This window comes from Rhodoferax ferrireducens T118 (assembly GCF_000013605.1).
GTDB lineage: Bacteria > Pseudomonadota > Gammaproteobacteria > Burkholderiales > Burkholderiaceae_C > Rhodoferax > Rhodoferax ferrireducens.
Genome location: NC_007908.1, coordinates 4,482,443 through 4,502,161, shown reverse-complemented (window position 1 = coordinate 4,502,161; position 19,719 = coordinate 4,482,443). Strand labels below are relative to the sequence as shown.

The following is a 19,719-nucleotide window of genomic DNA, read 5'->3' as shown; positions in this document are numbered from 1 at the left end:
GTGTTCTCTGGATCAGCTTCAGTTTTGCCTTGTGAGGGTGCCGGAGGTCCCGCCTGCCCGGCTGTCGGGAAACGCCGCCTGGTAACGCAGCCGGTAAAACTGCGCCTCCTCAAGGCGTCCGAGCAGCGTGGCGCTGTCGATCAGCTTTTCAATCACGCGCGGCTCGGGAGAGAAGTGCAGCAAGTCCAGGGCCAATTGGTGCAGGTGCGCCGCATTGGCCGCTGTCAAAGGGGTGGTGGTGAGCTCGGCAAAACGCAGCTGGTCCTGAAATAGCCAACTGCTTTGAATCTTTGCTAGCGGCTGCGCGCGATAGGCCTCAGCGCGCATTTTGGGGCTCAGGTAAAACTGGCTGACGCGCTGATAGTCCCAGGCGGCGTACGCCACAAATACTATTATTAAGATAGCTACTAACGAAGACAGGACGGGGGTTAGTGGCTTAAAAGGCTTAAATGATTGGGGTGACAAGGGCGCTGCATGGCGCCACAGCAGCCACAGGCTCAGGCCAAACGCCACCTGGAACGGCCCGTACCACAGCGGGTACTCCAGCAGGCTATGCAGCAGGATCAAGGCCAGCACCGACCAGGCCAGTTGCCGCGTCGCGTCCAACTCACGCCAGGGTTTGGCGCGCAGGGTCAGCCACAGGCCGGTGCCGCACAGCGCCAGCGCCAGCGGCAGGCCCAACTCGACCGCCAGATGCAGCGGCAGGTTGTGGGCGTTGTCCAGAATGTCGCAAAAGCGCCGACCCGGGTAGAGCGTGATGAAGTGGGCGTAATCGAGCTCGCCCCAGCCCCAGCCGAACACCGGTCTTTGCGCGATCAGGTGCAGCACATTGCCCCACAAGGTCAGGCGGCTGGCGCAGTGCGGGTCACCCTGCTGCAGACGCGCCAGCATGCCACTGGCATGGAGATCCTGGCCCAACAACAGCGGCAATACCACTGCACCCACGGCGTAGGCCAGCACGGCCACCAGCAGCACCCGGCGCACGGCGGGCTGGCGCCAGCCACTGGTGCGCCAGACCCCGGCCAGCAGCGTCAACAGCAGCAATTGCACCATGCCGGTGCGCGACGAGGACGCCGCGTTGCCCAGCGCCAGCAAGGCTGCCGCCGCCAGCGGCGCTAGCGTGCGCCAGCCGAGGAACGATGAACGCGCGGCGCCATCACCCGTGGCGGATGTGACTGGACCCTGCGCCAGCCACCACCACAAGGCCGCCAGGCCGATATTGGTCAGCGTGGCAAACTGGTTGCGCTGGCGCAGGTTGGCATAGGCCTCGCCCAGGTTGGTGCTGTTGACCCAGGGCTCCAACGCGCCAGTCGCTCCAAAATACTGCAGCAAGCCCAGCAGCGCACTCAGCAGCGCCACCAGCAGCCAGGCGCTGGCAGCCAGTGCCGCCAGCTGGGCCGGGCGTGCCCGCGCCAGCCACGGCAGCATGACGGCGAAACCCGCCAGCGCGGCGAGCCAGGGCACGACGTTCGGCGTCGGTCCGGGTGAAAACGGATTCAGCCAAGGCAGCGCCAGGCCCAGGAAGGCCAATGCAGACAGCAGCGTGGGGCGGTGGATAGCGTGCGGCATTTTTATGATGTTTTAGGCCTCTAGCCCCCGTGTTCATTGCGCAGATAGCTACTATTTAGATAGTATATTCGAGCCTGCTCATGTGGGCGTCCAGCTCGCCTGGTTGCCGTTTCATTTTTGCGATGCCGTCGTCTCTGGTTGACAAGATGATTCATGGTGATTGAACTGGTGGGGGCACCGCAGCCGCGGGGCGTTCCCCTTGTTCGCATGATTTTTCGATCTGCCGTTGGGGCAGCGACAGCAGCCACGCCGTGTTGACCAATGCCACGTGGGTCAGCGCCAGCGGAAAATTGCCAAGCATGTCGCCGCTGCGCGGATCGAACTCCTCTGACAGCAGGCCGACGTCGTTGCACAGCGCAAGCAGCCGCTCAAACAGGGCCTCAGCTTCGTCGCGTCGGTCGATCAGCGCCAGGCTGTCGGCGAGCCAGAACGTGCACGGCAGGAAGGCGCCCTCGCCGGGTGGTAACCGGTCGACCCCGCTCGCCGTGGCGTAGCGCATCACCAGACCGTCAACCATGAGTTCGCGCTGGATCGCCTCGACCGTGCCGCGCACACGCGCATCGTCGGGCGGCAGGAAGCCAACCAGCGGGATCATCAGCAGACTGGCATCGAGATCGGCCGCGCCGTAGTACTGCACGAAGCTGTTGCGCCGCGCATCGAAGCCGAGCTCGCAGACCTGGGCGTGAATGGTGTCGCGCGTGACCCGCCATGTATTGACCGGTCCGTCCAGGCCAAAGCGCTCGACCGCCTTGACAGCACGGTCGAAGGCGAGCCAGGCCATCACCTTCGAATGCGTGAACTGGCGCTGCGGCCCGCGCATTTCCCAGATGCCCTCGTCAGGTCCCTGCCAGTGCGTGTCCAGAAAGTCGAGCAGCGCCCGCTGGATCTCCCAGACATGTGGCTCGGGTGGCAAGCCGGCGGCGCGGACCAGGTGCAGCGTGTCCATCACTTCGCCGTAAACGTCGAGCTGGAACTGCTTGGCCGCCGCGTTGCCAACGCGCACCGGCGCGGCATGGCCGTAGCCTGGCAGCCAGTCGAGTTCGATTTCGTCAAGCCGGCGCACGCCGGTCACGCTGTAAAGAATCTGCAGGTCGGCGGGGCTGCCGGCCACGGCGCGCAGCAGCCATTCGCGCCAGGCGAGCGCCTCTTCGGTGTAGCCGGTGAGCAGCAGTGCATTGAGCGTGAAGGTGGCGTCGCGCAGCCAGCAGTAGCGGTAGTCCCAGTTGCGCACGCCAGCGCGCTGTTCGGGCAGTGAGCTGGTGGGCGCCGCAACGATGCCCCCGGTGGACTGGTAAGTCAGCGCCTTGAGCGTGATCAACGAGCGCAGCACGGCAGCGCGCCAGCGACCCTGGTAAGTGCAACGCTGCGACCAGGTCAGCCAATCGTCTTGTGTTTGTTGCAGCGCCTGTTCGGGATCAATCGGGGGCTGCTGGGCCTCGTGCGACGGCCGGTAGCTGAGCACGAAGGCCATACGCTCGCCGGCGCCCACCTCAAACTCGGCCACGGTCTTCATCTGCTCGCCATGGGTCGGCACCGTGGTGTGCAGCTCCAGCGTGTCCGGCCCGGCGGTGGCGAGCAGCGTGCCGTCGGTCCTGCGCACCCACGGCACGATCGCGCCGTAGTCGAAGCGGATGACCAGTTCCATGCGCATGTGAACGCGCCCGCGCAGGCCTTCGACGATGCGCACGAGGTCACAACGCTCCTTCGACAGCGGCATGCAGTCGATGACGCGGACCGCGCCGTCGTCAGTGTCGAATTCGGTTTCCAGGATCAGTGTGCCGTCGCGGTAGCGCCGGCGCACCGCGCGCACTTCAGCGGCCGGCGCGAGCAACCAGCGTCCGTGGTCGGGGCTGCCCAGCAGGGCCGCAAAGCAGGCACCGGCGTCAAAGCGCGGCAGGCACAGCCAGTCGATCGAGCCGTCGCGGCCGACCAGCGCGGCGGTGTGGCAGTCGCCGATCAGTGCATAGTCCTGGATGGGTAAGGGCATGTCGCTTGTTGCCTGTTGTGGGTGCTGACTGAATCCCTGGATGAACGGCGCGAAACGGCTGCGCCGGGCTAGCAGGCCGGTTCCGGGTTGTGCCAGCCGCCGTCGGCGGCGATCAATGCATCGCCCGCCTGCGGGCCCCAGCTGCCGGGTGGATAGGGGTGCGCCGCCTGATGGTCTTCCAGCACCGGATCGACCACCGCCCACGCCGCCTCCACCGCGTCTTCCCGGGTAAACAGCGCGTCTGCACCCGCCATCGCGTCGCTGAGCAGGCGCTGATACGGCGTTTCTTCGACGCGTTCCTCCTCGGTTAACAGCAGCTCGCGTTGTTCGCCGACAAAGTCCTTGCCAGCGCGCTTGACGCGCGCGGCCAGCGCGATCGACGAACACGGCGACAAATGGAAGCGCAGGTAGTTGGCATGGTCACCGGCCGCTGCGGCATCCGCGAACAGTCGTTGCGGTGGCGGCTTGAGTTGCACCCGCACCTCGCTGGCGGTGTCGGCCAGGCATTTGCCCGAGCGCAGGTACCACGGCACCCCGGCCCAGCGCCAGGAATCAATGTGCAGCCGCAGCGCGCAGTAGGTCTCGACGTCAGAGTCCGGTGCGACGTGGGGCTCGTCGCGGTAGCCGACGTACTGGCCCCGCATCAGGTCGGTCGGTTGCAGCGGGCGCATGGCCTGAAAAACGTTCGCCTTGGCGCTGTGCACCGCATCGAAGCCCTGGTACGCCGGCGGCTCCATCGCGAGCAGGGCGACGATCTGGAACAAATGGTTCTGCACCACGTCGCGCAGGCAGCCGGCGCTCTCGTAAAACGCGCCGCGGCCCAGCACGCCGAACTTCTCGGCCAGCGTGATTTGCACACTCGCGACGTGGTTGCGGTTCCAGATCGGCTCAAGAAAAGAGTTGGCGAAGCGGAAATACAGGATGTTCATGATCGCTTCCTTGGCCAGGAAGTGATCGATGCGAAAGATCGCGTCTTCGGCAAATACCTCAAACGCGACGCGGTTGAGCTCGCGTGCCGAGGCCAGGTCGCGCCCGAACGGCTTCTCTACAACCACGCGGGCCTGCGCGCCCAGACCGGCGCTGCCGAGTCCCCGGATGACGTTTGAAAACAGCGCGGGTGGAATGGCCAGGTAATGCGTCGGGCGCCGCGCCTGGCCCAAGGTCTTTTTGAGCGCGTCGAAGGTGCCAGGCTCCTTGTAGTCGCCGCTCACATACTGCAGCAACGACAGCAAGCGCTCGAGCGCGCCCGGGTCGTCCACGGCGCCGTTGGCCTCCACGCTCTGCCTCGCACGCTCGCGCAACTGCTCGACGGTCCAGGCCGACGAGGCCACGCCAATCACCGGCACGCTCAGCGTCCCCTCACGGCACATCGCATAGAGCGCCGGGAAGATTTTTTTGAACGCCAGGTCGCCAGTCACGCCAAAGAGCACCAGCGCGTCGGAGGGCGCTGGCGCGCGCTGCGCACTGTCGGGCATCTCCAGACCCATGTCGCGCCTACCGAGGGGCCTTGTGGGCCGGCTTTTCGACATGGCCGCCGAACTCGTGACGCATCGCCGACTGCACGCGGTCGGCAAAATCGGCCTGGCCGCGCGAGCCAAAACGCGCGTACAGCGCCGCACTCAACACAGGTGCCGGCACCGCCTCGTCAATGGCCGCCTGGATCGTCCAGCGGCCTTCGCCAGAGTCGGAGACGCGACCCTCGAAGCCGTCCAGGCCCGGATCGGCGGCCAGCGCGGCGGCGGTGAGGTCGAGCAGCCAGGAGCCGATCACGCTGCCACGCCGCCAGACCTCGGCAATCTCGGGCAAGTCCATCTCGTACTGGTACAGCGCGGGCGCGCGCAGCGGTGTGGTTTCCGCATCCACCTCGGCGGCGTGCTTGCCCATGTTGGCGTGGCGCAAAATGTTCAAGCCCTCGGCATACGCGGCCATGACACCGTACTCGATGCCGTTGTGCACCATCTTGACAAAGTGGCCGGCGCCGTGCGGGCCGCAGTGCAGCCAGCCCTGGTCGGCGCTGCCGCTGCCTGGCTTGCGCCCCGGCGTCGGTGTGGCGTTGCCCGCGCCCGGCGCCAGCGTCTTGAACACGGGGCTTAGCCGTTGCACCGCGTCGTCATCACCGCCGATCATCAGGCAGAAACCGCGCTCCAGTCCGGCCACGCCGCCGCTGGTGCCTACGTCGACATGGTGGATGCCCAAGGCCTGCAACGCGGCCGCGCGGCGGATGTCGTCAGGGTAGTAGGAGTTGCCGCCGTCGATGACGATGTCGCCGGCGTCGAGCAGCGGCACCAACTCGGCCAGCAGCGCGTCGACGCCCGCCGCTGGCACCATCAACCACAGCGTACGCGGTTGCGGCAAGGTTGTGACCAGCTGCTGTAGCGAGGCCGTGCCAATCGCCCCGAGTGCAGCCAGGCGTTCAACCACCTGCGGGTGCTGGTCGTGGACGACACAGTCGTGGCCCCCGCGCATCAGTCGCGTGGTCATGCTGGCACCCATGCGCCCAAGTCCGATCATGCCGATTTTCATTGTGAGGCTCCTGTTGTTCAAATGGCCAAGACTACTCCACTGGCGAAGTACCCGAAGTGATTGTGGTCGCGCAGCGGGATGTGTGTCTGTGCGCCGGTGCACGTGGGCCGCACTGACGCCACGATCAGGCATTTTTGGTGCGGTAGCGAACAGACACTTTCTGGGTGACCGCACTAAGGTGCAGACACTGCAGCGCGAATCAACGGCGGCAAGGCTTTTCCGCGATACGTCGATTCACGCCGCTTTAAGCCGCAAACCTGTACCCCTGAAAGAGAGGCGACATGGCAAAAATTGAACAACTGGAGCTGAACGCGCAGCGCGAACGACTGAACGCGGACGTGAAGAAAATGGTCGAAAAATACCGCTCGATCTTCGAGTGGGACGTGCCCGACATTGATCAGGCCCTGGCGGACCGGCTGATCGTTGCGGCCATACGCCAGGCGCTGGACAACATCGAGAACGCCTTGCCCGGACCCGCACCAACATGACGCAGCTCCGGCCGGCCTGCCTCACTTGGCCGGCTTGCTGTCACAGCGGCTTGGTCACAAAGTCAATCACCAGGCCCTTGTCCGTCACCGTGATGCTGCCCGGCTGCATCCCCATGACATCGGCCAGGGCCAGATCCTGCGGGCGCAATCGGTGCAGCACCACCTCGCGCAAGGACTGCGCGGCCAAGGTCGATCCGTAGCTGTTAAGCAACTCCGATGCCGCTGGCTGCAGGCCGACGACGTGCAAGTGCTTGAAGCGCAATTGGCAGGCGCGAAGGGTGCGGTCGCTGGCCTCGTAGCGCAGCGCAAAGTCCACATCGAACGTGCCCGTGTGGCGGCGCCCAAGCGCCGGGCCGGCGGCCTCGAGCGCCATCTCGGCGTTCACGCGGTTCTGCTCGGGCAGCAGGCGCAGGCGCGGCGCCTGCAAGTCCAGATTCAGCAGGCCCGCCACCGGATAACGCAGCGGAAAACGAAGTGCCACCGCCTGCTGCAGTTGCGCGGCAGACACGGTGTAGTGGGGCGGGGCCTGGTCGTCCGGCAGTGCCGCCCAGGCAGCATCGCTGAGCGCCAGGCAAGGCACTGCGGTCAAAAAGAATCTGCGTTGCATTCATGTTCTCCGTTGCACGTCGTCAGCATTAGGCGCTCAAATGGGGGAAAAACTCACGATCCTCCCCCAGTATGTGCCGAGCGACCAGGTCATGTGCAAGGAATTGAAACGGCTCCCCCCTGTCAAGGTCCCTGGTTTTAAAGCGGCTGACCAGATAGCCGGCGTGGGCGATGAGTTCACGGTGCATGGCGGCATGCGCCGCTGCGCCGGGAAAACCGGCGGCCAAAATGATTTTTTCCTCGTCCTCAAAATGTTTGGCAACATCGCCAATCAGCGTGTCAATGAGTGCTGCAACCTCGTCGACCGGTCGCTCCAGCAGCAAGGCGGCAAGGATGTTGTTGACGTGCCCAAACAAGGCTCGATGCTGGGCGTCAAGTTCGGCTTGACCCGATTCGTAGGCCGGATGCCAGACCAGTTGAACCAGATTCACCGCGACACTTTCCGCCACGCGCGCCGCACGGCGCGTTTGCGTAGCAAGGCGAACCTGATTACGCCCGCCATGCTTGGCGTGGTAGAGGGCTTCGTCCGCGGCGCGCAATAAACCCGCGACATCCTTGTGGCTGTCATTCGTCATGACCGCCAGGCCGATGCTGATGGTGACGCTGCCGCCGCGCGACTGCTCGTGGGGAATCTTCAACGCTTCGACGGACCGGCGCAGCTCCTCGGCCAGCCCTTGTGCGGCCGTCGCGTCCATGCCCGGCAAGACCAGCAAGAATTCTTCACCGCCATATCGCGCTGCCAGATCGCTGGCCCGCTTGGCGCTCGCCTGCAAGGTTTTCGCAACGGCGATCAAACACTGATCGCCGGCCTGATGGCCGTGAAGATCGTTGTATTTCTTGAAGTCATCGACATCAATCATGATCAGGGACAGGGGCTTGCCTTCGCGCTTGCAGCTCGCCAGTTCTCTGTCCAGCGTGGTGTCGAGGTAGCGACGGTTGTACAGCGCGGTCAGCGAATCCCGGCTGGCCTGCTCACGCAGCTGTTGCTGCAGGGCTTCAATTTCCTGGAGATTGACGACCAGGCTCTGGTTGGCTTTCAACAGTTCTTGTTCACGCGTTCGCAACTCCTCCCGAACCCGGCGCAGCTGGAGGTTTCTTTGGAATCCGACATTGCCGATCACGAGCACATAGCCGCAGATGCCCACCATGCAAAAAATCGTGAGCGGCCAGCCGGTATCGGGCGAGAACTTGAATCCGCGCACCGTGACCCATATCAGTGCGCCGGCCAGCATGGCCAGCACGTTTTTCGGCACACTGGGCCAGCCCTTGTTGGCCGCGTTATTGGTCAAGGTGGCCATGATGGCTGCAAAGCTTAGCCAAAGGGGGAATTCCAGTGCCGCCATGAACAGGCCCAGTAAAAAAGAGTCAATCAGCAGGTTGTCCAACTCCGTTTTCACGCTATCGGCGGCTCTGGCCGCGCGCCAATATTGAACATGGGGATAGAGCAAAAAAAGCAGCGCCAGAAGTGCCCAGGCAGCAACGCCGTAGTTCTTTGCAAATATATGCATTCCGCTTGCCACGAACATCAAGGCCAACGACCCGGCACGCATACGATGGTGCATGCGCACCAGCCAGCGGGTTTTCGGGGGTGTTTCTGGGTAGCGGGTCATGAGACGGGTAGGGCAATTCCTGCTGTATGCAACCTGTTTTTTGGCACGAGAATGGTTTGCGCGCAGACGCGGGGCCTACCTGGCCCCGGCATCTTCCAATTCTGGCAGGAGTCTAAGCGAAATCACCTTGATGCCACGAAGCACCGGCCGCGTCATGGGTGGACAATCCAGCAATGACCACCAGATGACCCACCCATGGCTGAAGCCCTCAAAAACCAGTTTGGCGCCGATGTGCCGCGTGCGATTGCCGCCATGATCTCGGCGGTGCACCCGTCTTTCAACCGCACGGCTTTTGTGAGCGACGTGCTGGACGGGTACGACGCGCTGGCGCTGATGCCGCGGGGAAAAAAAATAGCCCAGGCCTTGCGTCGCCATTTGCCAGACGACTATGCGCACGCGCTTGCCATCCTGCTGGACTCGCTGGATCAAGCCCATGGCCGCGACCCCGGCCAGAGCCTGGCCTCGTTTCTGTACCTGCCGCACACCCAGTTTGTGGCTGAGTTCGGCCTGGCCCACTTCGAGCTGTCGATGCGGGCACAACATGCCTTGACGCAACGCTTCACGGCCGAGTTCAGCATCCGCCCGTTCATCGAACACCACCCTGAAGCCACCTTGCGTCAGCTTCAGGCATGGGCATGCGACCCCAGTGCACACGTTCGCCGGCTGGTGTCCGAAGGCACGCGCCCCCGGCTGCCCTGGGCACCGCGTCTGCGCCGGTTTCAGGCCGACCCGGCGCCGGTATTGGCGCTGCTGGAGCTGCTCAAGGATGACCCCGAGTTGTATGTGCGGCGTTCGGTCGCCAACAACCTGAACGACATTGGCAAGGACCACCCGGACGTTCTGGTCCACACGGCCCAGGCCTGGCTCCAGGGTGCCAGTGCGCAGCGCGCATGGATCGTTGGCCATGCCTTGAGGTCCGCCGTCAAACGGGGCGAAAGCGGCGCGCTGCAGGTGCTGGGGTTTGGCCAGACGCCCCGCGTGAGCGTGACCAAGGTCCAGATCAGCCCCCGCCTTGCCGTGACCGGTGGCACCGTGCAGATTGAGTTTGACGTGACCAACTGCCACACCTCAGCACAAAGCGTGTTGGTGGACTTTTGCGTGCATTACGTCAAGGCCAACGGCCAGACCCGCGCCAAGGTGTTCAAGCTCAAAACCCTGCAACGGGCACCCGGCCAGACCGCGCCGCTGGCCAAAAAACTGTCGCTGGCGCAGATGAGCACCCGCAGACACTACCCGGGGCTCCACAAGCTGGACGTGATGCTGAATGGCCAAGCCCAGCCGCTGGGCGCATTCGAGTTGCTGCAAGCCTGATCAACCAGCCCACTCAAGCTGCATCGCGGCAATTCAACAGCTAACCACCCGGTTGCGGCCGCTGCGTTTGGCTTCGTACAGACCCTCGTCCGCAGCGGCCAGCATCTTTTCGATCGAACCGCGCTTGGTGTCGTCGCACAAGCCCATGCTCATCGTCACGCGCAATTCCGGGTGCACCTCTTGCCATGTATGTTGCTCGATGGCGGCCCGCAATGCTTCGCAACGAATGGCAGCTTGTTGCACCGTGCTTTCGGGAAATGCGATCACAAACTCCTCGCCGCCGTAACGCGCAACAATATCGGTGCTGCGGGTATTCTTGCGCAAGATCAGGGCCACGCGGCGCAACACCTCGTCGCCAATGGCGTGAGAAAAGTCATCGTTGATCGATTTGAAATAGTCCAGATCGCCCACCATGACACTGACCGACCAGCCATGGCGCATCGCCTGTTGATACAGCAGCGCAGACTGCTCGTCGAAGTAACGCCGGTTGAACATCTGCGTGAGCGGATCGCGCACGCTAAGCTCTTTCAACTGCGCAGCCTGCGACTGCACCTGCTCGTTGGTCCTGCGCAACGCCGAATGCGCCTGGGACAACTCGCGGCTCATGCGATTGAACGCCGATGCCAGCAGCCCCATCTCGTCGCGGCTGTGCACCGGCACTTGTTGCAGTATTTCGCCGTCTGCCCGCATGGATTGAATGGCGGACGTCAATTCGCGCACCCGCGCACCGAAGCGCGAACCGAACACAAGCCCCATGACAACGGTCAGCGCGCAAGCCGCCAGCAAGCCATTCTGCAACGCCTCGCGCATGGCGCCAAGGTAAGCTTTGTCCTGTGTGCTCAGTTGCGGCGATCCGACAGGAACGGCCAGCACGTCGACCTTGCCGTTCACACTGATCGGGCGCGCGTGACGGCGAAGATCCTCGCCCACCGCAGTATCTTGACGACCATCGCCCCCAAGCAGCACATGACCTTGCGTATCAATCAGCATGAAATGAAAAGGCGGGTCACGATGATGGACAGCGCCCGCGGGTGCGCCTTGTCGACGTGTTTCACCAGCGTCTGTTTCTCCCGGCAAGGCAGGCCTGCCGCCAGCACCTGGCAGGGGGTTGAGGCTGCCGGAGGGTCCTCGACGCTGCATCACAAACTCGTGAAAAACCTGATTGCGACGCGCGTTTTCCCATGAACCATACGTGCCGATATACGCCTGAATATCAGTCTGGAAATTGGTGAAGGCGGTCTCGCGTGCCGTTGCGTTGAAGTCTTGCATCAACAGCCAATAAGCCGTTCCGCCCACCGCCAATGCCGCCGTCAAGCTGGCAAGCAGCAGCATCGCAGTGAGCTTGCCGCGCAAGCTGAAGAGCAGGTTGATCCGCATAGGGCTTGTTTTCAAATAGAGGGCTGATGACCCCGTTGGGGAAACGACGCAAGCGTGCCAATACCCGATGCTGCTCACTTGACTGCGCACATCGAGCTGGTCGATGCGCTTTATGCACGTTGCGGACCATCAACAGACTGCAATGGCCGCCATGGCGCAGCTGGGCGGTGAGGCGTGAATCCAGGAGTGACTCAGACAGGTTTTTCAACCGCGTCAGGGCAAAGTATCGCACCTTTGCGCGGCGCTACGGCGCGCTGTGACAGCGGCTTGACCCGCCAACCGACCTTGGAGCATCAGATTGCCTTTGGCTGGCTTGATCCACTAGGTCCTTTGGCGAGTTCGGCCTCAGCCATCAGCCGGCCGTTGGGTCGCGCGGCTTGATGGTTTCAAGTCGGCTCTGCGCCATTGCACGCTCCTGCAGCAGCTGGCGCTCCTGCGCGTTCTGCGCCAGACCCGCCGCCCGTTCAAACTCTGCCCGCGCTTCGTCATGCCGGCCCAGCCTGGCGAGCAGATCGGCCCTCACACCGGGCAACCAGTGGTAGCGTGCCAATTGGGGATGGCGCAACAACGAATCCACGATCTCCAGCCCCGCTGCCGGGCCGAAAGCGATACCGACGGCGACGGCACGGTTGAGTTCGACGATGGGTGAGGGCATCACCTGCGCCAGTGCATCGTAAAGGGCGACGATGCGCGGCCAGTCGGTCTCTGCGTGCGTGTTGGCGCGGGCGTGGCAGGCCGCAATGGCCGCCTGCAAGGCATAAGGCCCCAGCGTTCCGCCCAAGGCTTCAGCGCGTTGCAGTGCCGCGAGGCCGCGGCGAATGAGCAGCCGGTCCCAGCGGCTGCGGTCCTGATCGGGCAGCAGTATGGGCCGGCCCGATGCGTCAACGCGTGCACCGGCGCGCGAGGCCTGCAGCTCCATCAGCGCCACCAGTCCGTGCACTTCGGCTTCCCTGGGCGCCAGAGCGGCCAGCACGCGCCCCAGGCGCACGGCTTCGTCGGTAAGGGCCGGGCGCATCCACTCGCCGCCGCTGGTGGCGGTATAACCCTCGTTGAAAATCAGGTAAATCACCTCCAGCACCGAGCCCAGGCGCGGTCTCAGGGCGTCACCCTGGGGCAGTTCAAATGGCACATGCGCCTCGGTCAGCGTGCGCTTGGCGCGCACGATGCGTTGCGCGACGGTGGGCTCCGGCACCAGGCAGGCCCGTGCGATCTCGGCGGTGCTCAGGCCGCCGAGCAGCTTGAGGGTCAAGGCGACGCGCGCCTCGGTCGAGAGCACCGGGTGACAGGCCGTGAAAATGAGGCGCAGCAAGTCGTCGCCGATCTGGTCCGATCGGGCCGCATCCAGGGCATCCACAAAATCGGGCACGATCAAAGCCTCCTGGGCCTCCAGCTCATGGCCAATCTGATCGTGCTTCTCCAGCAGCATCCTGGCGCGTCGCAAATGGTCCAGTGCACGGTTCCTGGCGGTCGTCATCAGCCAGGCGGCCGGATTGTGCGGCACACCGTCAGCGGGCCAGTGTTCCAGCGCCGCGACCAGGGCGTCCTGCGCCAGTTCTTCGGCCAGGCCGATGTCGCGCACCATGCGGGCCACCGCCGCGATGATGCTGGCCCCCTCAATCCGCCAGATCGCCTCCAGCGACAGTTGTGTAAGGCTTGCCACCACGGCTGCAGCGGCTCAAGTGCACGTCTTGTTCGTCGTGTCCATCTTGGCCATCGCCTCTTGTATTTCCTGCGGGCTCAAATCGCGCTGATGCGTCGCCACCGACCAGTTGTGGCCGAACGGATCTTGCAACACGCCATAACGATCGCCCCAAAACATGTCGGCAACCGGCATGGTGACTTTGGCACCGGCCGCCACGGCCTGGGCCACGGTGGCATCGACGCCTGGCACATACAGGTGGATCGTCACCGGCGAGCCTTTCAAGCTCTTGGGTCCGAGCGCGCCCCAAGCGGGATTTTCATCCACCAGCATCAGCATGGAGTCGCCAATCACCACGCTGCCATGCATGAGCTTGCCATCGGGCCCCGGCAGGCGATAGCCCTCCACCGCGTTGAAGGCTTTTTTGTAGAACTCGATGGCATCGGCCGCACCGGCACACACCAGGTGCGGCGTCAAAGTGTGCATGCCTTCGGGAATGGGTTTGACTGATGATTTAGACATGATCAGGACTCCTTGTTTCAAGATTTAAGGGGACTGGAAACTTGTGCCGGTGCAGCCATACCCATGTCGCGAAAGCGCTCCACGGTTTCGCTCGGGCCAAAATCTTCCAGCTCAAACAATTGGCGTACTTCAATCTCGCCTTGCTTGCCATCGATCGAGGGGTTGGGGAAGCGCCGTGTCCACTCCAGCGCCTCGGCGCGCGTGCGCACCTGAATGAGGGTGTAGCCGGCGATAAGTTCCTTGCTCTCGGCAAACGGGCCGTCGATCAGCGTGCGCTCATCCGGCTTCTTGCCGTTGTAGCGGATGCGCCACCCTTTGGCGCTGGGCTGCAAGCCCGAGCCATCGAGCAACACGCCGGCTTTGGCCAGTTGCTCGTGGTAGTCGGCCATCTCGGCCAGCAGCGTGTCGGGTGGCATCACGCCGGCCTCTGAATCCGGCGTGGCTTTGACAATAATCATGAATCGCATGGGGCTCTCCTTGTGTGTTGCGGATTGAGGTGCCGTTGACCGATCTTGTGTTGATCGGTCATTGCATTCCTCAGTTCCACGACGAACCAGCACCGTCCATTTCGACAACTATTCTCTAGGTGAAAACCCTAATCACCCTGTCCGGGGCTGCATCACGCGAAGCAAGGACCTACTTCTCGGACCTCCACCGTGCACCACTGCGCCGCCGGGCATTCGGCGGCAATGGCAATGGCCTGCGCCCGGGTCTGGCAATCGAGCAAAAAGAAGCCACCGACCATTTCCTTGGCCTCGGTAAACGGACCGTCCAGCACCTGTGATTGGCCGTCGCGCACCTGCACCCGGGCGGCGGCGGCGTGCGAGGTCAGGGATTGGGTCGCCAGCAACAAGCCTCGGGCCTTGAGCTGCGCTGCGAACTGCACCATGCTGTCATATGCCGCACGCCCTTCGGCGGGCGTTCGGGTGTCGCGCTGGTGGGGGTCTTCGACGATCAGCAAGGTGTAAGCCATGGCAGTTCTCCGACTTCATAGGGTGCGTGCGGGGTGCGGTTCAACATTATGGTCACAAGCGCTCGCACCTGCGTCCCGCAACTCCGTTGGCCTCCTGGACCTGGATTGATCGCAGATGCACTTGGGAAGAAATAAGCGCTTGACTTCGAGTGCACTCGAAGTTTTACATTAGCGCCATGAACACGTCCCTGAGCATTGCCGAGGCGGCCAAGGCCACTGGTTTGAGCCCCTACACCCTGCGCTACTACGAGCAGATTGGCCTGATCGCGCCGGTAGAGCGCCGTGGCGGCGCGCGCCGCTACGGCGACGCCGACATGCGCTGGCTTGAGTTCCTGGTGCGCTTGCGCGCCACCGGCATGTCGATGCGCGACATGCAGCGCTATGCGCAGCTGCGGCGCCAGGGCAACACGCCCGCCAGCCTGGCCGAGCGCCAGACACTGATGGAGGACCATGCCCAGCGTGTAGAGGCGGACATGCGCGTGCTGGGCGAGACGCTGGACTACATCCGCAACAAGATTCGCATCTATGAAACCATGCGGGCGCAAAAAAAGCGCACCTGAATTTTTAACCCAAAAAGGACACCATGAAAACCCGTACTCTCGGCCGCAACGGCCCCACCATTTCCGCCATCGGCCTGGGCTGCATGGGCATGAGCGAGTTCTACAGCAACCGCGACGACGCCGAGTCCATCGCCACCCTGCACCACGCCCTGGACCAGGGCCTCAATTTCCTCGATACCGCTGACGTCTATGGCCCGCACACCAATGAAGTGCTGATTGGCAAGGCCATCGCCGGGCGCCGCAAGGAGGTGTTCCTGGCCACCAAATTCGGGCTCTTGCGCGACCCGGCCAACGAGGCGGTGCGTGGGGTCAACGGTCGCCCCGACTATGTCAAGGCAAGTTGCGAGGCGAGCCTGCAGCGCCTCGGCATCGAGCAGATTGATCTGTATTACCAGCACCGCGTCGACAAGACCGTGCCGATCGAGGACACCGTGGGCGCCATGGCCGAGCTGGTGCAGGCCGGCAAGGTGCGCTACCTGGGCCTGTCCGAAGCCTCGGCCGCCACGATTGAGCGCGCCTGCAAGGTGCACCCCATCGCCGCCCTGCAAAGCGAGTATTCATTGTGGACGCGCGACCCTGAAGTCACCGGCACACTGGCGGCCTGCCGCAAGCACGGCGTGAGCTTCGTGGCCTATTCGCCCCTGGGCCGTGGATTTTTGACCGGCGCATTCACCAAGCCGGAAGACCTGCCGGCTGACGATTACCGCCGCAAGTTTTCGCCGCGCTTTGCAGAAGAAAACTTCAAACGCAACCTGGCCCTGGTCGATGCGGTCAAGCATCTGGCTGCGGCCAAGGGCATCACCGCTTCACAAGTCGCGCTGGCCTGGGTGCTGGCGCAGGGCGAGGACATCATCCCCATCCCCGGCACCAAACGCCGCACCTATCTTGACCAGAATATCGCGGCGCTTGACGTGGTGCTGAGCGCGGCCGAACTGGCTGAACTGGACCGTGCCTTCCCGCCTGATGCGGCCGCCGGCCTGCGTTACCCGGAAGCCTTTCTCGGTTCCGTCAACGCCTGATCAGTAGGGCAACGCAAAGCTGTTCAAATTGCCGGCAAGGCGAGAAAGGTGTGCAGCCGTGCCAACTCTTGCGCCAGGGCTTGGCCAAAGGCCGCCTCACGCGGCGCCGTGCCAGCCACATAGCCCAGATCAACCTTGAGCCGCTCACCACTCACCGTCACATTGCCCCAGCCAATGACCTGGTCACGCCACAACAGCGGCAGCGCGTAATAGCCGCGCACCCGTTTGGCGGCGGGCGTGTAGGCCTCGAAACGATAGGCCCAGCCCCAAAAAAGCTCGAAGCGCCGACGGTCCCAGACCACCGGGTCAAACGGCGCCAGCAGGCGCACCACCGCGCCGGGCGCATACCGGCGTGAGGCCGGCGACTCATCCGCAGGCCAATACCAGGTCACGCCATCCACCCGGCTTGTGGCCAGCCGCAACTTGGCGCGCTGGAAAGCCGCCTGGCGTTGATCGGCCCATTGCGGGGCACCGCCGCGCAGGTGGCTGATCAACTCGCCGAGCGAGCGTTCAGGCAAGGGGGCGTACTTGCCCACGATCACATCGACCAGCGCGTCCATGGCCTGGGTCGGATCGGCCAGCGGCCCCAAGGGCGCCCGTGGCTCGCAGGCGGCGTAGGTACGCACGCCACTCATGCGCCCGGCAATGCGCAGCAGGCCGCGGTGGTGCATGTCGTCGAGCAGCTGCGTGCTGGCATTGGACGAGCCACCAAACCAGTTGCGCGCCGCACCATGGGCAAAATGCGCGTCCACCTCGCGCGGGTGCACCACCCCGTGCGCCCGCACAAAGTCCAGCACGGCATGGGCCTGCGCCAGACGTGCCTTGGGCCACGCCAAGGTTGGCGTGCGCGGGTGCATCAGCGCCTGCGTGGCGCGCGGCAAAAAGCCGTAGTTGACGAAGAAGTCCTCTTCGATGCCGAGCCTGGCGTAACGCCGCTCCAGATCGCCCGCGTGATAGCCCTTGACGCGGTGGCGCAAGGTCAGGTCCTGCGCCCGCGCCGGGGCGCGGATCGGGTCGGCCTGCACAAAGCCCAGGCGCTCGATCGCGCGGGCCAGGGTGGTGGGCGTGAAGAGGGAACGCGCCACGGCGTAGCGGCGCAGGGTGTCCAGGGTGATGGGCATGGCAGTGGCAAAATAACTTGCCGCTTCACCGAGCGCCGTCTATTGGCCCACCACCGACCAACCCGCGTGCAGGTTGACCTTGTTGTTCTCGTACTCCCACTGCGTGCCGCAGCGGGCACAGACGTAGCGGGTGATGGTGACCTGACCGTGGCTGCGTGGTTCCTTGCGGTTGTCGCCTTGCACCAGTTCGGCGTGGCCGGGGGCGCGGCGCCAGTTGCGCTGGATGCCGGCGCACGAATCGCACAGCTCCGTCTTCTTCAATTCGTTCTGCTGGTTCAAGTCCTGGGTCATGTTGCTGCTCCTGATGTTGGGGATGGGTGGCTTCCCGGGGCTAGATTGTCGCCCCTCGGTCGCCGCGGCCCAAGCACCTGCGGCGTCCGCTGAAAAGCCATAAGACTTCAAACAAAATCAGGCTCAAGCCCCCGTAGAACCTGCCTTGGATGCTATCAAATCAGGATTATGCCGGAGTCCCCGGCCCGCGCATCACCGCCTGCGCCCAGCGCCGGGCCATGGTCGGGGTGTTGAAGCAGGTGGTGGCGTGCTGGGCGCTGCACACGGCGCGCTCCAGCAACTGGATGTCGGCCTCGTGCTGGCGGGCCACATGCGGGTCTTCAAAAAAGATGACTTTCTGGCAGCGCTGGTCCAGCACCAGTTCGGCAATCTGCGCGTCGCCGCCGAGCGGGCCGCTTTGGTAGCACGTGACCCAGGGCTGCGTTTGCGGCCAGCCGCGCGACCAGGCCATGTCGTTCAGGCGCTTGCCGGTGGTGCCGGTGGCCACGCGCCCGGCAAAGCGCGACAAGGTGTCGAAATGCTCGGCGGCAAAGGCCACCATCTGGTCTTTCAGCGCGTCGTGGGCGACCAGCGCCGCCACCTGGGATTCGAGCGCAAACAGCGGCGCGGTCTCGGGCACGCACAGCGTGTGCAGGCCGGCGTTGGTCAGCTCCACCGCCACCCATTCCATGGCGCCGGCCAGGGTGGATACAAACGGTTTACCGTGAATCACACACTGGCGTTTGAGCGCCTGGGCTTCAGGGTAGATCGAGGTCGGGTCAACCGGGTCCACCAGAAAAAACACGCCGTCCAGGGCGGCCTGCGGCGCCAGGCCACCGGCCATGCGCGACACCAGGCGCATCAGCCCACCGTCGCGGCCATTGCCCACGGGGTGGAGCTGGCCGTCCAGCAGTTTGTATTTGCTCAGCGCGTCATAGGCACCGCCGGTGGCGTGCAGCCCCAGGCCCAGCGCTTGCAGGCCGGGCTCACAGGCGCGCGCCCAGCGCAGCAGGCTGCTGTCCGGGCCGAGGCGATGTAATCGATGGGCGACAAGTCCAAAGTTCATGGTGATGGTTTCCTTGTGGCCCCACAGACGGGGCGTGATGGGATCTACTGTAATCGGCAGCCCGTCAGGCGGCGCGGAGCCGAGTGCGCCAAAGCAATCAAGTGCCTGCTTGTCGTCCACCTGTCATGTGCTTGCCACTAGACTCTGAACTGCACCCAAGCCATCAAGACCCATCACATGACCCCCTGCCAACTATGAATCCTGGTTTGTTTTACGCCGCGCTGGCTTACACGGCTTGGGGATTGCTCCCGGTCTTTTTCAAACAGCTCACCCGGGTCAATGCGTTTGAGATCGTGATGCACCGTATGGTGTGGTCGCTTGTTTTCCTGCTGTGCGTGCTGGCCGTGCTCAAGCGCTGGGCCTGGCTGCGCGACTTGGCCCGCCAGCCACGGGTTCTGCTGGCGTTTGCGGTGTCGGCCTTGCTTTTGTCCGTCAATTGGTCGGTGTACGTGTGGGCGGTGCAAAACGCCCATATGGTCGATGCCAGTTTGGGTTACTTCATTTTGCCCTTGGTCAACGTGGCGCTGGGCTTTGCCTTTTGGAATGAGCGTCCGCGCCCTGGGCAGTGGCTGGCGGTGGCGGTGGCCGCAGCCGGTGTGCTGTGGCTCACCGTGCAGGCGGGGCGACTGCCCTGGGTGGCTTTGGTGCTGGCGATCACGTTTGGCATCTACGGCTTGCTGCGCAAGCTGGCCAAGTTGGGCGCGCTGGAAGGCCTGACGCTGGAGACCCTGCTGCTGTGGCCCATGGCGGTGGGAATGTTGGCTTGGTGGGCATGGCACGGGCAAGGTGCCCTGGTGCAAGGCGATCCGGCGACCTTGGGCTGGCTGTTGCTGGCCGGACCGCTGACCGCCATCCCCTTGCTGCTGTTTGCCGCCGGTGCACGCCGCATACCCATGGCCACGCTGGGCATCCTGCAGTACATCTCACCCAGCCTTCAGATGCTGCTGGGCGTGTGGCTGTACGGCGAAGCGTTTGAGCCGGCGCGCGCCATCGGCTTTTATCTGATCTGGATGGCTTTGGTGCTGTACAGCGCGGACAGTTTCTGGAACGCGCGCAAACAGCGATTCAATCAATAGCC

The 19,719-nt window shown here is 64.0% G+C and carries 19 protein-coding genes; 5 read left to right on the top strand and 14 right to left on the bottom strand.

The annotated features are described in order from the left end of the window. Positions 1-18: 18 nt before the first annotated feature. From RFER_RS20460 to gnd, 4 genes are all read right to left on the bottom strand, one after another. Positions 19-1,569: a Wzy polymerase domain-containing protein gene (locus tag RFER_RS20460; protein WP_011466296.1), complete on the bottom strand. Its 1,551-nt coding sequence runs from the start codon at positions 1,567-1,569 to the stop codon at positions 19-21. A gap of 151 nt (positions 1,570-1,720) precedes the next feature. Further along, on the bottom strand, positions 1,721-3,556 hold the full coding sequence (locus RFER_RS20455; RefSeq protein WP_011466295.1) for a glycoside hydrolase family 15 protein: 1,836 nt from the start codon (positions 3,554-3,556) through the stop codon (positions 1,721-1,723). A gap of 68 nt (positions 3,557-3,624) precedes the next feature. Next, positions 3,625-5,085, bottom strand: coding sequence for a glucose-6-phosphate dehydrogenase (zwf, locus tag RFER_RS20450; protein WP_244095760.1), 1,461 nt, complete (start codon positions 5,083-5,085; stop codon positions 3,625-3,627). Continuing rightward, a complete protein-coding gene (gene gnd / locus RFER_RS20445; protein WP_011466293.1) occupies positions 5,051-6,079 on the bottom strand; it encodes a phosphogluconate dehydrogenase (NAD(+)-dependent, decarboxylating) in 1,029 nt (342 codons plus the stop codon). The genes zwf and gnd overlap by 35 nt, the downstream gene beginning before the upstream one ends. A 281-nt stretch (positions 6,080-6,360) precedes the next feature. Between gnd and RFER_RS20440 the strand changes: the two genes are divergently transcribed. Continuing rightward, on the top strand, positions 6,361-6,567 hold the full coding sequence (locus tag RFER_RS20440) for a hypothetical protein (protein WP_011466292.1): 207 nt from the start codon (positions 6,361-6,363) through the stop codon (positions 6,565-6,567). 40 nt (positions 6,568-6,607) lie between these two features. Here RFER_RS20440 and RFER_RS20435 read toward each other — a convergent pair whose 3' ends face one another. Further along, positions 6,608-7,174: a hypothetical protein gene (locus RFER_RS20435; RefSeq protein WP_011466291.1), complete on the bottom strand. Its 567-nt coding sequence runs from the start codon at positions 7,172-7,174 to the stop codon at positions 6,608-6,610. Between the two features lie 28 nt (positions 7,175-7,202). After that, complete coding sequence (locus tag RFER_RS23140) at positions 7,203-8,723, bottom strand: diguanylate cyclase (RefSeq protein WP_279587713.1); 1,521 nt, start codon at positions 8,721-8,723, stop codon at positions 7,203-7,205. 255 nt (positions 8,724-8,978) lie between these two features. Between RFER_RS23140 and RFER_RS20425 the strand changes: the two genes are divergently transcribed. Next, positions 8,979-10,094 (top strand): DNA alkylation repair protein, encoded by a 1,116-nt coding sequence (locus RFER_RS20425; protein ID WP_011466289.1) that lies wholly within the window; start codon positions 8,979-8,981, stop codon positions 10,092-10,094. Between the two features lie 33 nt (positions 10,095-10,127). Here RFER_RS20425 and RFER_RS20420 read toward each other — a convergent pair whose 3' ends face one another. The 5 genes from RFER_RS20420 to RFER_RS20400 all read right to left on the bottom strand — a co-directional run bounded on the left by RFER_RS20420 (position 10,128) and on the right by RFER_RS20400 (position 14,605). Next, the gene (locus RFER_RS20420) at positions 10,128-11,471 is read right to left on the bottom strand and encodes a GGDEF domain-containing protein (protein ID WP_011466288.1); all 1,344 of its coding nucleotides are present in this window, start codon (positions 11,469-11,471) and stop codon (positions 10,128-10,130) included. Between the two features lie 352 nt (positions 11,472-11,823). Next, complete coding sequence (locus RFER_RS20415) at positions 11,824-13,134, bottom strand: RNA polymerase sigma factor (protein WP_011466287.1); 1,311 nt, start codon at positions 13,132-13,134, stop codon at positions 11,824-11,826. Positions 13,135-13,146: 12 nt separating this feature from the next. Further along, on the bottom strand, positions 13,147-13,632 hold the full coding sequence (locus tag RFER_RS20410; protein ID WP_011466286.1) for a VOC family protein: 486 nt from the start codon (positions 13,630-13,632) through the stop codon (positions 13,147-13,149). Between the two features lie 17 nt (positions 13,633-13,649). Next, the gene (locus RFER_RS20405; protein WP_011466285.1) at positions 13,650-14,099 is read right to left on the bottom strand and encodes a YciI family protein; all 450 of its coding nucleotides are present in this window, start codon (positions 14,097-14,099) and stop codon (positions 13,650-13,652) included. A gap of 152 nt (positions 14,100-14,251) precedes the next feature. After that, positions 14,252-14,605, bottom strand: coding sequence for a YciI family protein (locus RFER_RS20400; protein WP_011466284.1), 354 nt, complete (start codon positions 14,603-14,605; stop codon positions 14,252-14,254). Positions 14,606-14,781: 176 nt separating this feature from the next. Here RFER_RS20400 and RFER_RS20395 point away from each other — a divergent pair, with 176 nt between their 5' ends. Next, positions 14,782-15,165, top strand: coding sequence for a MerR family transcriptional regulator (locus RFER_RS20395; RefSeq protein ID WP_011466283.1), 384 nt, complete (start codon positions 14,782-14,784; stop codon positions 15,163-15,165). Positions 15,166-15,188: 23 nt separating this feature from the next. After that, positions 15,189-16,184, top strand: a complete 996-nt coding sequence (locus RFER_RS20390) for an aldo/keto reductase (protein ID WP_011466282.1) — start codon at positions 15,189-15,191, stop codon at positions 16,182-16,184. Between the two features lie 23 nt (positions 16,185-16,207). Here RFER_RS20390 and RFER_RS20385 read toward each other — a convergent pair whose 3' ends face one another. From RFER_RS20385 to RFER_RS20375, 3 genes are all read right to left on the bottom strand, one after another. Further along, a complete protein-coding gene (locus RFER_RS20385) occupies positions 16,208-17,305 on the bottom strand; it encodes a DNA glycosylase AlkZ-like family protein (RefSeq protein ID WP_011466281.1) in 1,098 nt (365 codons plus the stop codon). A 39-nt stretch (positions 17,306-17,344) separates the two neighbouring features. Next, on the bottom strand, positions 17,345-17,596 hold the full coding sequence (locus RFER_RS20380; RefSeq protein ID WP_011466280.1) for a hypothetical protein: 252 nt from the start codon (positions 17,594-17,596) through the stop codon (positions 17,345-17,347). A gap of 166 nt (positions 17,597-17,762) precedes the next feature. Beyond that, positions 17,763-18,641: a methylglyoxal synthase gene (locus tag RFER_RS20375; RefSeq protein WP_011466279.1), complete on the bottom strand. Its 879-nt coding sequence runs from the start codon at positions 18,639-18,641 to the stop codon at positions 17,763-17,765. 194 nt (positions 18,642-18,835) lie between these two features. On the opposite strand from RFER_RS20375, the gene rarD reads away from it, so the two are divergent. After that, a complete protein-coding gene (gene rarD / locus RFER_RS20370; RefSeq protein WP_041791033.1) occupies positions 18,836-19,717 on the top strand; it encodes an EamA family transporter RarD in 882 nt (293 codons plus the stop codon). Positions 19,718-19,719: the final 2 nt, after the last annotated feature.